At 65.3% G+C, this 15768-nt stretch carries 18 protein-coding genes; 9 read left to right on the forward strand and 9 right to left on the reverse strand.

Annotation, left to right across the window (positions count from 1 at the left end):
* Position 1: 1 nt before the first annotated feature.
* Together VGO12_RS22840 and VGO12_RS22845 are read right to left on the reverse strand one after the other, a co-directional pair.
* A complete protein-coding gene (locus VGO12_RS22840) occupies positions 2 to 1234 on the reverse strand; it encodes a 3-methyl-2-oxobutanoate dehydrogenase (2-methylpropanoyl-transferring) subunit alpha (RefSeq protein ID WP_327515027.1) in 1233 nt (410 codons plus the stop codon).
* A 327-nt stretch (positions 1235 to 1561) separates the two neighbouring features.
* Entirely contained in the window at positions 1562 to 2893 is a 1332-nt protein-coding gene (locus tag VGO12_RS22845; protein WP_327515048.1) for an FAD-binding oxidoreductase, read from the reverse strand.
* 190 nt (positions 2894 to 3083) lie between these two features.
* Here VGO12_RS22845 and VGO12_RS22850 point away from each other — a divergent pair, with 190 nt between their 5' ends.
* A complete protein-coding gene (locus VGO12_RS22850) occupies positions 3084 to 3482 on the forward strand; it encodes a winged helix-turn-helix domain-containing protein (protein ID WP_327515028.1) in 399 nt (132 codons plus the stop codon).
* 59 nt (positions 3483 to 3541) lie between these two features.
* Here the strand turns inward: VGO12_RS22850 and modC are convergent, their stop codons facing one another.
* From modC to modA, 3 genes are all read right to left on the reverse strand, one after another.
* Complete coding sequence (gene modC, locus VGO12_RS22855; RefSeq protein ID WP_327515029.1) at positions 3542 to 4615, reverse strand: molybdenum ABC transporter ATP-binding protein; 1074 nt, start codon at positions 4613 to 4615, stop codon at positions 3542 to 3544.
* On the reverse strand, positions 4612 to 5313 hold the full coding sequence (gene modB, locus VGO12_RS22860) for a molybdate ABC transporter permease subunit (protein ID WP_275021577.1): 702 nt from the start codon (positions 5311 to 5313) through the stop codon (positions 4612 to 4614). Before modB ends, modC begins: the two co-directional genes overlap by 4 nt.
* A 146-nt stretch (positions 5314 to 5459) precedes the next feature.
* Entirely contained in the window at positions 5460 to 6251 is a 792-nt protein-coding gene (modA, locus tag VGO12_RS22865) for a molybdate ABC transporter substrate-binding protein (protein WP_327515030.1), read from the reverse strand.
* 241 nt (positions 6252 to 6492) lie between these two features.
* On the opposite strand from modA, the gene ung reads away from it, so the two are divergent.
* From ung to VGO12_RS22895, 6 genes are all read left to right on the forward strand, one after another.
* Positions 6493 to 7200, forward strand: coding sequence for a uracil-DNA glycosylase (gene ung / locus VGO12_RS22870; protein WP_327515031.1), 708 nt, complete (start codon positions 6493 to 6495; stop codon positions 7198 to 7200).
* Between the two features lie 103 nt (positions 7201 to 7303).
* On the forward strand, positions 7304 to 8074 hold the full coding sequence (cobF, locus tag VGO12_RS22875; RefSeq protein ID WP_327515032.1) for a precorrin-6A synthase (deacetylating): 771 nt from the start codon (positions 7304 to 7306) through the stop codon (positions 8072 to 8074).
* Between the two features lie 107 nt (positions 8075 to 8181).
* Entirely contained in the window at positions 8182 to 9555 is a 1374-nt protein-coding gene (gene cobG, locus VGO12_RS22880) for a precorrin-3B synthase (RefSeq protein ID WP_327515049.1), read from the forward strand.
* Between the two features lie 2 nt (positions 9556 to 9557).
* Positions 9558 to 10190: a precorrin-8X methylmutase gene (locus VGO12_RS22885; protein WP_327515033.1), complete on the forward strand. Its 633-nt coding sequence runs from the start codon at positions 9558 to 9560 to the stop codon at positions 10188 to 10190.
* Positions 10187 to 10924 carry a precorrin-2 C(20)-methyltransferase gene (locus VGO12_RS22890; protein WP_327515034.1) on the forward strand — a complete coding sequence of 246 codons (738 nt, stop codon included), beginning with the start codon at positions 10187 to 10189 and terminating at the stop codon, positions 10922 to 10924. Before VGO12_RS22885 ends, VGO12_RS22890 begins: the two co-directional genes overlap by 4 nt.
* The gene (locus tag VGO12_RS22895; RefSeq protein ID WP_327515035.1) at positions 10921 to 11685 is read left to right on the forward strand and encodes a precorrin-3B C(17)-methyltransferase; all 765 of its coding nucleotides are present in this window, start codon (positions 10921 to 10923) and stop codon (positions 11683 to 11685) included. The genes VGO12_RS22890 and VGO12_RS22895 overlap by 4 nt, the downstream gene beginning before the upstream one ends.
* Here the strand turns inward: VGO12_RS22895 and VGO12_RS22900 are convergent.
* On the reverse strand, positions 11664 to 12449 hold the full coding sequence (locus VGO12_RS22900; RefSeq protein ID WP_327515036.1) for a cobalt-precorrin-6A reductase: 786 nt from the start codon (positions 12447 to 12449) through the stop codon (positions 11664 to 11666). The two genes, VGO12_RS22895 and VGO12_RS22900, sit on opposite strands and share 22 nt — an antisense overlap.
* Between VGO12_RS22900 and cbiE the strand changes: the two genes are divergently transcribed.
* Both cbiE and cobM read left to right on the forward strand, forming a co-directional pair.
* The gene (gene cbiE / locus VGO12_RS22905) at positions 12418 to 13659 is read left to right on the forward strand and encodes a precorrin-6y C5,15-methyltransferase (decarboxylating) subunit CbiE (protein WP_327515037.1); all 1242 of its coding nucleotides are present in this window, start codon (positions 12418 to 12420) and stop codon (positions 13657 to 13659) included. The genes VGO12_RS22900 and cbiE overlap by 32 nt on opposite strands.
* 187 nt (positions 13660 to 13846) lie before the next feature.
* Positions 13847 to 14608, forward strand: a complete 762-nt coding sequence (cobM, locus tag VGO12_RS22910) for a precorrin-4 C(11)-methyltransferase (protein WP_327515038.1) — start codon at positions 13847 to 13849, stop codon at positions 14606 to 14608.
* A gap of 21 nt (positions 14609 to 14629) precedes the next feature.
* Here the strand turns inward: cobM and mnhG are convergent, their stop codons facing one another.
* From mnhG to VGO12_RS22925, 3 genes are read right to left on the reverse strand one after another with little or no spacing between them, the layout of a single operon-like run.
* Complete coding sequence (mnhG, locus tag VGO12_RS22915) at positions 14630 to 15007, reverse strand: monovalent cation/H(+) antiporter subunit G (protein ID WP_327515039.1); 378 nt, start codon at positions 15005 to 15007, stop codon at positions 14630 to 14632.
* Entirely contained in the window at positions 15004 to 15285 is a 282-nt protein-coding gene (locus VGO12_RS22920) for a K+/H+ antiporter subunit F (protein ID WP_327515040.1), read from the reverse strand. The genes mnhG and VGO12_RS22920 overlap by 4 nt, the downstream gene beginning before the upstream one ends.
* Positions 15282 to 15767 (reverse strand): Na+/H+ antiporter subunit E, encoded by a 486-nt coding sequence (locus VGO12_RS22925; protein WP_327515041.1) that lies wholly within the window; start codon positions 15765 to 15767, stop codon positions 15282 to 15284. Before VGO12_RS22925 ends, VGO12_RS22920 begins: the two co-directional genes overlap by 4 nt.
* Between the last annotated feature and the right edge of the window lies 1 nt (position 15768).

Consider the following 15768-nt stretch of genomic DNA (forward strand, 5'->3'; position numbering starts at 1 on the left):
ATCAGTATCCTGCCTTCTGCCGCTGGCGGCGAATGTGCGGCGGCATCTCGGCATAGACGCCCTCGAAGATGTCGCGCACCGACGGCTTGCCGCCGGCATGGAGCGTGCCATGACCCTCGGCCTGTTTCTGGGCCTGGATGACCTCGTCCGTGATCTCGGCTTCCGCCTGCGCATGGCGCTCTTCCGACCAGGCGCCGCGCAGGATCAGGTGCTTCTTCAATCTGAGGACCGGATCGCCAAGCGGCCAGGCCTCGGATTCCGTCTTCGGGCGGTAGGCGCTCGGATCGTCGGAGGTCGAATGGGCGCCGACGCGGTAGGTGACGTATTCGATCAGCGTCGGGCCGAGGTTGCGGCGCGCACGCTCGGCTGCCCATTTGGCGACCGCATAGACGGCGAGATAGTCGTTGCCGTCGACGCGCAGCGCCGGGATGCCGAAGCCGAGGCCGCGGGCGGCAAAGGTGCCGGAACCGCCCCGGGCAATGCCCTGGAAGGTCGAGATCGCCCACTGATTGTTGACGATGTTGAGGATGACCGGCGCCTTGTAGGTGGAGGCGAAGACCAGCGCCGAATGGAAGTCCGATTCCGCCGTCGAGCCGTCGCCGATCCAGGCGGCCGCGATCTTGGTGTCGTTCTTGATGGCTGAGGCCATCGCCCAGCCGACCGCCTGCACATATTGGGTGGCGAGGTTGCCGGAGATGGTGAAGAAGCCGTGCTCCTTGGAGGAGTACATGATCGGCAGCTGGCGTCCGCGCAACGGATCGCTCTCGTTCGAGAAGATCTGGTTCATCATCTCGACCATCGGGTATTCGTCGGCGATGAGCAGACCGGCCTGCCGATAGGTCGGGAAGTTCATGTCGCCCTTCGTCAGCGCCTTGCGGAAGGCGCAGCTGACGGCTTCCTCGCCCAGGTGCTGCATGTAGAACGAGGTCTTGCCCTGGCGCTGGGCCATGACCATGCGGGCGTCGAAGGCGCGCAGCGTCATCATGTGCTTGAGGCCGGCGAGCAATTCGTCGTCCGAAAGAAGCCCGGCCCAAGGGCCGACCGCCTCGCCGTCGCGGTTCAAGACGCGGATGATCGAATAGGCGAGGTCGCGAATGTCTTCGGACGCGACATCCACCTCCGGCCGCGGCACCGAGCCGGCCTTCGGGATCTTGACGGTGGAGAAATCCGGCTGACCACCGGGCCGAACGGCAGGTTCGGGGACATGCAGGCTAAGTCGATCGAGATCGCTCATGCGGTTTCCGGCCTCCTCCGGAGTGCGCAGTGCACCAAATCGTGAAGCGGGAGAACCTGGACCGATCTATGCCAAGGCGTGCAATGAGACCCTCATGGCTCCTCTGCCAAGGTCTGCGCACACTCCTCCAAAGCCCCGCTCTCCCGACGGGATGCCAACAGACTGCCACGAGTTCCGGGGCTTATGAAGGTCTTTCGGCGTCCGGGAGCCGGTGCGCGTGAAGAAAGATAGAATCCTGCCGGGAGTGCGCCCAAGCGTTGTGTTGCACGCCTTCCCGCCGGTCGTTGCCGGTAATTTTCTTGCGCGACGGTTTCTCGGGCGAGGCGGTCAGACCGGTGGTGCGATGGTGATCGGCGTGCCGTCGAGGAAGCGGGAGAGGCGGAACGGAGCAGGATCGACGATCGGGCTTACGCCGGTGACGAGGTCGGCGACGAGGTGTCCGGCACCCGGTCCGATGCCGAAGCCATGGCCGGAAAACCCGGTGGCGATGATCAGGCCCGGGACGTTCTCGACCGCCGAAATCACCGGCACGGCGTCCGGTGTCACGTCGATCAGGCCGGCCCAGATCTGCTGCACTTTGGTCTCGCGCAGAAACGGCAAGGCCTTTGCCGCGGCGTCAAGCGCGTGCAGGGCGCGGCGCGAGTCCGGGTTGGGATCGAGCACCCGGTGGCGCTCGAAGGCGCCGGGACGGTCGAGCGGGACGGACCCGATCTCGAACAGTTCGTTCCAGCTCTGGGCGCTGAAGCCGACCTGCACAGCCTCGCCCTCGGCCTTTCGTGCCGGCTGGAAATCGCGGAAAAAGGCGAAGCTGTCGGGCACGACTGCATGCAGGTTGGCGGCGCCGTCGGCAATCGTGTAGCCGCCGTCGAGCCGCTTGCGATAGGCGTAGGTCGCGGTCGCGCCTGCGCCTTCAGGGCCGCCGGACACCGGCCCGGTCCTGAGCACCGTGTTGCGGACTTTCAGTTGCGGCAGCCTTACGCCGAGACCTTTCAGGAAAAGCCTGGACCAGGCACCGCCGGCCACGACCACGGCCGACGTTTCGATGCGGCCTTTCTCCGTAATAACGGCGGAAACCCGCCCGCCCGAACGCTCAACGCCGCGCACGGCACAACCGGTCAGAATGCGGGCGCCGGCGCGACGGGCACCGGCGACGATCGCAGGAACGGCCTTCTGCGGCTCGGCCCGGCCGTCGCTCGGCGTGAAGAGCGCGCCTTCATAACGAAGGGCCGCACCCGGCATTGCCTCCGCCGTTTTGTCCGGGCCAAGCTGCCGGCTGTCGACGCCATAGGGCCTGGCCATGGCGAGCCAGGCGTCGCGGTTGACGATGTCGCGTTCGTTCTCGGAAATGTAGAGGATGCCGCTGCGGCGAAAGCCGGTCTCGCCACTGACGCGGGCGTCGAGCGTGTCCCAGATCTTCAGCGCTTCGATTGCCAGCGGGATCTCGCGCTCGTCGCGTCCCATGACCCGCACCCAGCCCCAGTTGCGGCTCGACTGCTCGGCACCCGGCAGGCCCTTTTCGCAGAGCACGACATCGATGCCGCGCTCGGCGAGGAAGAGGGCCGTGCTGACGCCGATGATGCCGCCACCGACGATGACGACGTCGGCTTTGGCAGGCAGCGTGGTGTCGGGTGTTATGGGATCGAGTGTCGGGCCGGGCATGGGAAGGGCTTTCAGAAGGCGTGTCGCGCCATCGGTGCATGGCAGGGCCACGAGATCAAGACCCTCAATCTGGCCGCCACTCATCGAGCGCCCACCGTGCACAATTGTCGGCTGCCTTCCCCGAGCGAAACTTGGTCTTGTTCCATGCGACGCACTTCCCGTTTTGGACGCAAGCTTTTATGGTCGCCGCATGAGTGAAAGCCGTCCCGATCTTCGCCCCGTTCTTCGCATCGATTTCCCGCCCGCCGACCGGCTCGGCCGCGGCAAGATCATGCTTTTGGAGCTGATCCGCGAGACCGGATCGATTTCGGCTGCCGGCCGGGCGATGGACATGTCCTATCGACGTGCCTGGCTGCTGGTCGATGCCCTGAACCGGATGTTCACCGAGCCCTCGGTCGAGTCGCAGCGCGGCGGCAAGCAGGGTGGCGGCGCGGCGCTGACACCGTTTGGCGAGACGCTGATCCGTCGCTACCGGGAGATGGAGGAAAGGGTGCTGACCGCGATCGCCGAGGACCTCGCCTGGCTCGAAACCGTTCGCGGCAGCGACGCGGCGTCGGTTACGGACGAAGCCGGTTCACACGACGATTAAAGCAATTCCAGGAATGGTGTGAAACGGCTTTCCGTCCGGAACTGCGCGCCTTCAATGATCTAGTGATCGATCGCCACCGACTTGATGATGGCGTAGACGGTCTTGCCAGGCATAAGGGCAAGCGCGTCGCGTGAAAAGCGGGTGATGCGGGCGGCTATCGTCGCGCCGCCGCAGTCGATGCGCACATCGACACTGCCATCGTCTTCGTTGGTGAGCGAGAGGATGTTTCCTTCAAGCACGTTGAGGGCGCTGATGCCCTGCGGCCGGCTGGTCGCGAGCATCACGTCGCGTGCGGCGATGTGCAGTCGGAGCGTTCGACCCGATGGCGCTTCGACATTGGCGATGCGCAGCGTCTCGCCACCGATCCGGACGGTCGTCAGGTCGTGATCCGCGTCCGTTGCCTGAACAATGCCTTCGAGCACCACGCCTGCCTCCCGCCGGCCGGTGGCAATCGAGGCGGCCGGTGCGCTCAGCACCTCGGCCGCGGCGCCCGATGCGGTCACCTGCCCATTTTCAAGAACCACAACGCGTTTTGCCAGCCGCGCCACTTCGCCGACGGAGTGGCTGACATAGACGATCGGGATGCCGGCATCGTCGCGCAGCCGTTCGAGATAGGGTAGGATCTCGGCCTTGCGTGCCTCGTCGAGTGCCGCGAGCGGCTCGTCCATCAGAAGCAGGCGGGGCGCTGCCAGGAGCGCACGGCCGATGGCGACACGCTGCTTTTCGCCGCCGGAAAGGGCCGAAGGGCTGCGCTCCAGCAGATGGCCGATACCAAGCATGTCGACGATGCGGGCAAAGTCGCCGCCCGAACCGCTCTTGCCGGCAAACCAGCGGCCATAGGCAAGGTTGCGGTGCACACTCAAGTGCGGAAAGAGCCGCGCCTCCTGGAACACATAGCCGAAGCGGCGGCGATGCACGGGCGTGAAGATCTTTCGCTCGCTGTCGGCGATGACGTCGCCGTCGAGCAGGACGCGGCCGCTTTGCGGCTTCATCAGGCCGGCGATGATGTTGATCAACGAGGTCTTGCCGGAGCCGGATCGTCCGAAAAGCGCCGTCACGCCGCCGTCCGAGGTGAAGGCGGCATCGAGCGAGAAATCGCCGAGCTGGTGGCGGGCTTCGACGGTGAGGCTCATTGGGCCGCCACCCGGCGTGCGGCAAAGGTCGCGAGCAGTTCGGAAAAGATCAGCGCGGCCATGGAAATGACGACCGAAATGATCGTCAGCCGCATGGCGCCGGCGTCCCCGCCCGGTACCTGGGTGAAGGTGTAGATGGCGGCCGAAAGTGTCTGTGTCTCGCCGGGGATGTTGGAGACGAAGGTGATGGTCGCGCCGAATTCGCCCATGGCCTTGGCGAAGGCAATGATCATGCCGGCAATGATACCGGGAATGATCAGCGGCAGGGTGACGGTGGCGAACACCCAGAGCGGACTGGCGCCAAGCGTGGTCGCTGCATCCTCGAGCTTGCGGTCGACCGCCTCGATCGACAGGCGGATGCTGCGCACCATCAGCGGGAAGGCCATGACGGCGCAGGCAAGGGCGGCACCCGTCCAGCGGAAGGAAAAGACCAGGCCGAAATAGTCGGCAAAGAAGGCGCCGAGCGGACCGCGGCGGCCGAAGAGCAAGAGCAGCAGGAAGCCGGTGACGACGGGCGGCAGGATCAGCGGCAGGTGCACGAGGCCATTGAGTAGCGTCTTGCCCCAGAAGCGCCCGCGGGCGAGCAGCATGGCGACGGCAAGGGCAAAGGGCAGGCTGCAGATCATCGCGACGGTTGCAACGCGCAGGCTCAGAAGGATCGCCGTCCATTCCGCGTCGCTCACTGCAAGCCAGTCCAACAGATGGTGCTCCCTCGATGCGAGGCCGGCCCGAGGGCTGCCTCCGCCAAATATTCGCGTCGCCCGTGTTTGGGCACGGGCGACGCGTCACGATAGATGCTTCGCCTGTCTCTGGACAGCCGAGATCCGACGTGATTTCAGGCCATTTACTTCAGGACTGTGAAGCCCTGCTTTTCGAAAACGGCAGCGGCCTTCGCCGACTTGACAAACTCGACATAGGCGGCGGCATCCGGGCTCTTGCTCTCGGCCGTGATCGCGATCGGGTAGATGATCGGCGGGTGGCTGTCTTCCGGGAAGGTACCGACAACCTTCACACCCGGATCGGCGGCCGCGTCGGTCTGGTAGACGATGCCATAGGGTGCTTCGCCGCGCGATACGAGGAGGAGGGCGGCGCGCACGCTTTCAGCGCCCGCGACCTTGGGCTCCACAGCCTTCCAGGCGCCGAGCTTTTCAAGCGCCGCCTTGCCGTATTTGCCGGCCGGAACGGAATCGACAGCGCCCATCGCGAGACGACCGTCACCGAGAACGGTAGCGAGATCGAAGCCCTGCTTGATCTCGACCGGGGCGGCGTCCTGCTTGCCGGAGACGAGCACGATGCGGTTGCCGAGCAGGTTCGCGCGGGTGTCGTCCTTGATCAGCTTCTTTTCAGCGAGATAATCCATCCAGGCAAGGTCAGCGGAGATGAAGACGTCGGCCGGCGCGCCCTGCTCGACCTGCTTGGCGAGAGCCGAGCTGGCCGCATAGGAAACGGTCGTTTCCTTGCCGCTTTCCTTCTGCCACTCGGCGTTGATCGCATCGAGCGCGTTCTTGAGGCTCGCGGCCGCAAACACGGTTACCTTCTCTTCGGCCTGCGCGGACGCCGGCAGAACGGTGCTGCCGGCCCATGCGAGGCCGAGCGCCAGCACCAGGCCCTTCAGCCAGTCTCTTCTCTTGATCATCGATTTCCCTCCAACGAAGCGTGATATCTCTTAGGATACAACGTTATCGCCTCCTGATTACCGCTGTATTCGTTGAAATACAATGCTCTTGCCGATGGCTATTGCCGGCGCGCGGCAGGCGCGTCGATACGCTCCGTGAAAAGCAGTGCACCAGACGGGAGCTGGCGCCGATAGGGCTTGTGATAACGATCGGTCGGCCTAAATTGCGGGCCTTGAAGAATAGTGACCGACCGGAGGGATGATGGACACGGCGATCAAGCTCGAAGAGAGCTGGAAGGCAGCGCTCGCGCTGGAATTTGCGAGCGCCTACATGGCCGATCTCAAGCAGTTCCTCGTTGCCCAGAAAAACGAAGGCCGGCAGATCTTTCCGCGGGGCACTGAGTATTTCCGTGCGCTCGACCTGACACCGCTTGATGGGGTGCGCGTCGTCATCCTCGGGCAGGACCCCTATCACGGCGACGGCCAGGCGCATGGGCTCTGCTTCAGCGTGCGCCCGGGCGTGCGCACGCCACCGTCGCTCGTCAACATCTACAAGGAACTGAACAGTGATCTCGGCATTCCGCCGGCCAGGCACGGCTTCCTCGAGAGCTGGGCGAAGCAGGGCGTGTTGCTGCTCAACAGCGTGCTGACGGTCGAGCGCGGCAACGCCGCTTCGCATCAGGGGCGCGGCTGGGAGAAGTTCACCGATGCGATCATCCGCGCCGTGAACGAGGCGGATCATCCCGTTGTCTTCATGCTCTGGGGTTCCTATGCGCAGAAGAAGGCCGCCTTCGTCGACCGGGCGCGCCATCTGGTGTTGCGCGCTCCGCACCCGTCGCCGCTGTCGGCTCACGCCGGTTTTCTCGGTTGCCGGCATTTTTCCCAGGCCAATGCCTTCCTCGAAGGCAAGGGCTTTGACCCGATCGACTGGCGTCTGCCTGAAAATCCGGCTCTGACGGAGACCGACTGAGGTCTGCTTGACGCTCGTGGCGGAGCCGCTGTCGCGCGAAGAGCTTGCGCGCTCGACAGCGAAGCGCCTAAGACGCCAGACCAACGAAGGCGGAGGCGAGGGCATGCGCAAAATTCTGATCATCGGCATCGGTTCGGGCAATCCTGAACATATGACCGTGCAGGCGATCAATGCGCTCAACCGCGCCGACGTTCTGTTCATTCCGACCAAGGGTGCGAACAAGACCGAGCTTGCCGAGGTGCGCCGCGAGATCTGCGCTCGCTATGTCACGCGAAGCGACAGCCGCACCGTCGAATTTGCCGTGCCGGTGCGCCGCACGGAGGGCGTCAGCTATGACGGCAGCGTTGACGACTGGCACGCCCGGATCGCCACAATCTACGAAGGGCTTCTGTCGGAGGAACTGGGCGAGGAAGGGGTCGGCGCGTTTCTCGTCTGGGGCGATCCGATGCTCTATGACAGCACCATCCGCATCATCGAGCGCGTCAGGGCGCGCGGTCAGGTCGCCTTCGAGTATGATGTCCTGCCCGGCATCACCAGCCTGCAGACGCTCTGCGCCAGCCATCGCATTCCCTTGAACCTGGTCGGCAAGCCGGTCGAGATCACCACCGGACGCCGGCTGCACGAGAGTTTTCCCGAAAAGAGCCAGACGTCCGTCGTCATGCTCGACGGCGAGCAGGCGTTCCAGCGCATCGACGACCCGGATGCCTGGATCTACTGGGGTGCCTATCTCGGCACGCCGGATGAAATCGTCATTTCCGGCCGTCTTGCCGATGTCAAGGACCGCATCCTTGAAACCCGGGCGGCAGCGCGCGAACGGATGGGCTGGATCATGGACATCTACCTGCTGCGCAAGGGCGTTGATTTCGACGAATAGGACGGTGGCGACCCGCGTCGTGTTTGATCTCACTCAAGGTTTGCCACTGTGTTATAGCCTTTGCTGAGGCGTCTTCCCTGAAGAGAGCCGAAGCGATGACGGATCTGATGACCAACTGCGCCCTTCCATCGACCGGGGAACCCGGTACCAGCGCCGCGATGCGGCGCGGCGCCTGTCCGTCGCTCGCTGCGCCCATGCAGACCGGCGACGGGTTGCTGGTGCGGCTCAGGCCCGACGACGACAGCCTGACCATTCCCAAGGTCATTGCGCTGGCGGCTGCCGCCGAAACTTTCGGCAACGGCATTATCGAGATCACCGCACGCGGAAACCTGCAGCTTCGCGGCTTGACTGTCGCAACGGTGCCCGGACTGGCGCAGGCGATCGGCGATGCCGACATCATCATTGCCGAGGGCCTTGCCATCGAAGTGCCGCCTCTTGCCGGGATCGATCCGTCGGAGATCGCCGATCCACGACCGATCGCGACAGCCCTTGGCGAGGCTTTGCGGGCGCAACGGCCCGCGTTGAAACTAGCACCCAAGCTATCGGTCGTGATCGACGGCGGCGGCCGCTTCGGCCTTGGCGGTGTTGTCGCCGACATTCGCCTTCAGGCACTAACGACCTCGGCGGGCGGCGAATGGCTGCTGTCGCTCGGCGGAACGGCGTCGAGGGCAGTCATCGTAGGGAAGCTCGCGGCTGACGCGCTGGTGCCGGCACTGATGGTGGTTCTCCAGAAGCTCTCGACGCTCGGACCGGCGGCGCGCGGACGCGATCTGGACCCCGTTGAAATCCGTGAACTTTGTCGCTGCGTTGCCGCGATCGAGCCCCAGTTGGCCCGTCGTGTTCCAGAAGTATCGATCCCGGGCATTCACACCTTGGGCGATGGGGGCGTCGTTCTCGGCCTCGGCCTTGCCTTCGCCCAGGTGGAAGCCTCCGCGCTTGCGCCCTTTCTCCATCAAATTGAGGAGCTTGGCGCCACGTCGATCCGGCTTGCGCCGGGGCACGCCTTGTTTGTGCTCGGCCTCGCCCACGAAGCGGCGGCCATCGCCCAGAGTCTGGCGGCAGCCCACGGCTTTCGCATCGCTGAAGACGACCCGCGCAATGCGATCGCCACCTGCGCCGGCAGCAAGGGTTGTGCTTCCGCCGGAATGGAGACCAAGGGCATGGCTGAGCGCCTTGTCGAACTGGCGCCCGAACTGCTCGATGGGTCGCTGACCGTGCATCTCTCGGGCTGCGCCAAGGGCTGCGCCCGGCCGAAGCCGTCGGAACTGACGCTGATTGGTGCGCCATCAGGATACGGGCTTGTCGTAAATGGGGCTGCCAACGACTTGCCAAGCGCCTACACCGATGACAATGGAATGATAACTGCGCTGGCCCGGCTCGGTCGGCTGGTGCGGCAAAACAAAGACGCTGGCGAATCGGCGCAGTCCTGTCTTACACGGCTCGGAGCTGCGCGCGTCTCGGCAGCGTTCGAACAGGGATAGACATGCCTGAGTATGATTACATTCGCGATGGCAACGCCATCTACGAGCGTTCCTTCGCCATCATCCGCGCCGAGGCCGATCTCTCGGGTTTTTCCGAAGAGGAAGCGGATCTCGCCGTGCGCATGGTGCATGCCTGCGGCTCGGTCGAGGCAACCAGGCAGTTCGTCTTTTCTCCCGATTTCGTGAGCTCGGCCCGCGCAGCGCTCAAGGCCGGCGCGCCGATCCTCTGTGATGCCGAAATGGTCGTGCACGGGGTTACCCGCGCCCGCCTTCCTGCCGGCAACGAGGTGATCTGCACGTTGCGCGACCCGCGCACGCCCGGGCTTGCCGCCGAGATCGGCAACACCCGGTCGGCGGCGGCACTGAAGCTCTGGAGCGAGCGTCTGGCCGGATCGGTGGTCGCCATCGGCAACGCGCCGACGGCGCTGTTCTTCCTGCTGGAGATGCTGCGCGACGGCGCGCCGAAACCTGCGGCGATCATCGGCATGCCCGTCGGTTTCGTCGGTGCGGCGGAATCGAAGGATGCGCTCGCCGAAAATTCCTATGGCGTTCCCTTCGCCATCGTCCGCGGCCGCCTCGGCGGCAGCGCCATGACTGCGGCAGCGCTCAATTCGCTCGCGAGGCCAGGCCTGTGAGCGGCGCTGGTGTCGGACGCCTGATCGGCGTTGGAACCGGCCCGGGCGATCCGGAGCTTTTGACCGTCAAGGCGGTGAAGGCGCTTGGGCAAGCCGACGTGCTTGCCTATTTCGCCAAGGCCGGGCGCAGCGGCAATGGCCGCGCCGTGGTCGAGGGGCTCTTGAAGCCGGATATGGTCGAGCTGCCGCTCTATTATCCGGTGACGACCGAGATCGACAAGGACGACGGCGCCTACAAGAGCCAGATCACCGACTTCTACAACGCGTCGGCGGAAGCCGTGGCGGCGCATCTGCTCGCCGGCCGTACCGTGGCTGTGCTCAGCGAAGGCGACCCGCTGTTTTATGGCTCCTACATGCACCTGCATGTGCGGCTCGCCAACCGTTTCCCAGTCGAAGTGATCCCCGGCATCACCGCCATGTCCGGGTGCTGGTCGCTCGCCGGCCTGCCGCTGGTGCAGGGCGATGACGTGCTGTCCGTGCTTCCGGGCACGATGGCCGAGGCCGAGCTTGGCCGCCGCCTTCAGGACACCGAAGCCGCCGTCATCATGAAGGTCGGCCGCAACCTGCCGAAGATCCGCCGGGCGCTTGCCGCGTCCGGCCGCCTCGATCAGGCCGTCTATGTCGAGCGCGGGACGATGAAGAACGGAGCGATGACCGCGCTTGCCGAGAAGGCCGACGACGACGCGCCCTATTTCTCGCTTGTGCTCGTACCCGGGTGGAAGGACAGGCCATGACCGGCACGCTCTATGTCGTCGGCACCGGCCCGGGCAGCGCCAAGCAGATGACGCCGGAAACGGCGGAAGCCGTCGCGGCGGCGCAAGAGTTCTACGGCTATTTTCCCTATCTCGACCGGCTGAACCTCAGACCCGACCAGGTGCGCATCGCCTCGGACAACCGCGAGGAGCTCGACCGGGCGCAAGTGGCGCTGACGCGCGCAGCTGCCGGGGTGAAGGTCTGCATGGTCTCGGGCGGCGATCCCGGCGTCTTTGCCATGGCGGCGGCCGTCTGCGAGGCGATCGACAAGGGCCCTGAGGAATGGAAGTCGGTGGAGCTTGTCATCACGCCTGGCGTTACGGCCATGCTCGCCGTTGCCGCCCGTATCGGCGCGCCGCTCGGCCATGATTTCTGCGCGATCTCGCTGTCCGACAACCTGAAGCCCTGGGAGGTCATCACCCGGCGGCTGAGGCTGGCGGCGGAAGCGGGACTGGTGATTGCGCTTTACAATCCGATCAGCAAGGCGCGGCCCTGGCAACTCGGCGAGGCCTTCGAGGTGCTGCGCGGCGTTTTGCCGGCGACGGTGCCGGTGATCTTCGGCAGGGCCGCCGGACGGCCAGACGAACGCATGACGGTGATGCCGCTTGGCGAGGCCGATGCCAATCGCGCCGATATGGCGACCTGCGTCATCATCGGCTCGGCCGAAACGCGCATCATTGGGCGTGATGGTCAGCCTGATCTCGTCTACACGCCGCGCTTTTATGCCGGGGCAAGCCAGTGAGCGATCCGGTCGAGCGCCTCGTCGCAAGTGTCGACTGCAGGCACGTTGGCGGGTTTGCGCCGCTCGACCATGATCACCTCGATGCCAAGCCGACGGGCGGCCTCGATCTTGCCGTAAGTGGCGCTGCCGCCGCTGTTCTTGGCGACGATGACGTCGATTTTTTGCGCCTCGAGCAGCGCGGCTTCATCGGCCTCCGCAAAGGGGCCGGTTGCCAGGATCGCCTGCTGGTCGGGAAGATTGAGCGGCGGCGTCACCGGATCGACGCTGCGGATGATGTAGCTGTGCTGGGGGGCCGCCTCGAAGTGGAATGCCTCCTGCCGGCCGATGGCGAGAAACACGCGGCGCGGGGCCGTGCCCAGCGCATGGACGGCCTCGGCAACGCTCTCGACAGACGTCCAGCGATCGCCGGGTTCCGGTTGCCATTCCGGGCGGCGAAGCGCGAGCAGCCTGGTGCCGGTTCGCTGCGCCGCCTCAGTAGCATTGTGGGATATGCGCGCGGCGAAGGGATGGGTCGCATCGACCAGCAGCGCGATCTCTTCGTCGCTGAGGAAGTGCGCCAGACCCTCGGCGCCGCCGAAGCCGCCGATGCGGGTCTTGGCCGGCTGCGGCTTCGGATCGGCGGTGCGACCGGCGAGCGAAATTACGGTGTCAAATCGGCTGTCTTCGGCCAGGCGACGCGCCAGTTCGCGCGCTTCGGTGGTACCGCCCAATATCAGAATGCGAGGTTTTTCCATGGCTGACGTGTCGAACAGCGAATCCGCCATCGTTTCCCCTTGGCTGACCGTTATCGGTATCGGTGAGGACGGTGTAGCGGGTCTGGGCGACGAGGCCAAGCGTCTGATTGCCGAGGCGCCGGTGGTCTATGGCGGCCATCGCCATCTGGAGCTGGCTGCCCCCCTCATCACGGGGGAGGCCCACAATTGGCAGAGCCCGCTCGAGCGCTCGGTGGTGGAAATCGTCGACCGCCGCGGCAGCCCCGTGGTGGTGCTGGCCTCGGGCGATCCGTTCTTCTTCGGCGTCGGCGTTACGCTCGCACGGCGCATCGCGTCCGCCGAAATCCGCACACTTCCAGCCCCGTCCTCGATCAGCCTTGCGGCCTCACGGCTCGGCTGGGCGCTGCAGGAGGCGACACTGGTCTCGGTGCACGGCCGCCCGCTCGATCTGGTCCGGCCGCACTTGCATCCAGGGGCGCGCGTGCTGACTCTGACGTCCGATGGCGCGGGTCCGAGGGATCTCGCCGAGCTCTTGGTTTCAAGCGGCTTCGGCCAGTCGCGGCTGACGGTGCTCGAAGCGCTTGGCGGCGCCGGCGAACGGGTGACGACGCAGATCGCCTCGCGCTTCATGCTCGGCCTCGTCCACCCCTTGAACGTCTGCGCCATCGAGGTGACGGCCGACGAGGGTGCGCGCATCCTGCCACTTGCGGCCGGCCGCGACGATGCGCTGTTCGAGCATGACGGGCAGATCACCAAGCGCGAAGTGCGGGCGCTGACGCTGTCAGCACTTGCGCCGCGCAAGGGCGAGCTGCTCTGGGATATCGGCGGCGGCTCGGGCTCGATCGGCATTGAGTGGATGCTCGCCGATCCGACGATGCAGGCGATCACCATTGAGGTCGAGCCGGAGCGTGCGGCGCGCATCGGACGCAACGCCACGATGTTCGGCGTGCCGGGGCTGACGGTGGTGGAGGGCGAGGCGCCGGCGGCGCTCGCCGGCCTGCCTGAGCCGGACGCAATCTTCATCGGCGGCGGGGGCAGCGAAGCAGGCGTGATGGGCGCGGCAGTCGCAGCGCTGAAGCCCGGCGGCCGACTGGTCGCCAATGCGGTGACGACGGACATGGAAGCGGTGCTGCTCGATCATCATGCGCGGCTCGGCGGTTCGCTGATCCGCATCGATATCGCGAGAGCCGGACCGGTCGGCGCGATGACCGGCTGGCGACCGGCCATGCCGGTGACGCAGTGGTCGTGGACGAAGAGCTGAAGCAATACCAGCAAAAGTGCGAAGCGGTTTTGCGTTCGGGATTGCGTCGGAACGAGAGAGCGATACCGGCAAAAGTGTGAAGCGGTTTTGGGTCCGGCATTGCCTAGGGGGCAAGAGAGCAGGACCAGCAGAAGACTGAAGAAATTTGCGTCGGCAACGGTGCCAAAGCGAAAAGTGAGAGTGGCAAATGACGGTACATTTCATCGGCGCGGGCCCGGGGGCCGCAGATCTGATCACGGTGCGAGGACGCGACCTGATCGGGCGCTGCCCGGTCTGCCTCTATGCCGGCTCGATCGTTTCGCCGGAACTCCTGCAATATTGCCCGCCCGGCGCCCGCATCGTCGACACCGCGCCGATGTCGCTTGACGAGATCGAGGCTGAATATCTCAAGGCAGAGGCCGACGGCTTGGATGTGGCGCGCCTTCATTCCGGCGATCTGTCGGTCTGGAGCGCCGTTGCCGAGCAGATCCGAAGGCTCGAGAAGCACGGCATTTCCTATACGATGACACCGGGCGTGCCGTCCTTTGCCGCGGCCGCCTCGGCGCTTGGCCGCGAACTGACCATTCCGGCGGTCGCCCAGAGCCTGGTGCTGACCCGCGTTTCGGGTCGTGCCTCGCCGATGCCGAACGCGGAAACGCTCGCAGCCTTTGGCGCGACCGGATCGACGCTGGCGATCCATCTCGCCATCCATGCGCTTAAGCAGGTGGTCGAGGAACTGACGCCACTCTATGGCGCGGATTGTCCGGTCGCGATCGTCGTCAAGGCGTCCTGGCCGGATGAGCGCGTGGTGCGCGGAACGCTTTCCGACATCGCCGCGAAGGTGGCGGAAGAGCCGATCGAGCGAACGGCGCTGATCTTTGTCGGCCCCGGTCTCGCGGCCACGGATTTCCGGGAAAGCTCGCTCTACGATCCGGCCTATCAAAGGCGGTTCCGCGGACGCGGCGAGTAAGGCGTCGGCGCTGCCAGTGGCTTATTCTTGCTCGGCCGGGTCTTCGCGCGGCGGGCGCTGCTTGAGCGGGACGCCGCGCTGTTCTTCGACGCGGTCGCGATAAAGGGCGGCCTGCCCGAGCAGCATCAGCGTCACCGGCGTCGTGACGACGACGAAAACGATGATCAGGATCTCGTGGAACACCCAGCGGCTCTGGAGCACGGCGAAACAGATGATCGAGGCGATGCTGATCAAAAGCACGCCGCCACTGGTTGCCAGCGTCGGCGCGTGCAGGCGTTCGTAGAAGTTGGAAAGACGGAGCAGGCCTGTCGCGCCGATGAGCGCGATGGCGGCTCCGACAAGCGTCAGACCGCAGACGAGTACGCCCGCCCAGACGGGAAGGTCGGTGAGGTGGCTCATTCGATGATCTCCCCGCGCATCAGGAACTTGCCAAAGGCGATCGACGAGACGAAGCCGATGAGCGCGACGATCAACGCCGACTCGAAATAGAGCGAATTGGCGGTACGGATACCAAAGGTCAGAAGCATCAGCATGGCGTTGATGTAGAGCGTGTCGAGGCCGAGGATGCGGTCCTGGGCGCGCGGCCCCCTGACCATGCGGTAGAAGGCCAAGGCCATCGCCAGGCCGATCATGATCTGGGCGATCAGCAGCGACCAGATGATCGAGAGTTCCATCATCCGAAAATCTCCTTCAGGGCGGCTTCGTAGCGCTTGACCGTCTGGATCCAGACGTCCTCGTTCTCCATGTCGAGCACGTGGAAAAGCAGGGATTTTCGCAGACGGTCGTATTCGAGCCAGGCGGTTCCGGGTGTCGCCGTCATGACGCAGGCAAGCAGCGCCAAGGCATTTTCGTCCTCTAGGTCGAGGTCGACGGTCAGGAAGCCGGAACTCGGCGGCCGGCGCCGCGCGCGCAGGATGACGCCGGCAACCGCGAGGTTGGACCGGATGACATCAAGCGCCACCGTGAAGCCGAAGCGCACGGCAAAGAGGATCCGGCGCGGATGCGAGCGCAAGGGGCTGAGCTTCAGCGTCACCCAGCCAAGGCCGGTCGCAAGCAGCGTACCCATGACGACGGTGCCGGGGGCGATGGATTGATTGAGCAGCAGCCAGACGAAGAGCAGGGCGACGGTCAGGAGCGGATAGGGGAACCAGGTGCGCATC

The sequence above is a fragment of the Ensifer sp. genome (assembly GCF_035999135.1).
Lineage (GTDB): Bacteria > Pseudomonadota > Alphaproteobacteria > Rhizobiales > Rhizobiaceae > Ensifer.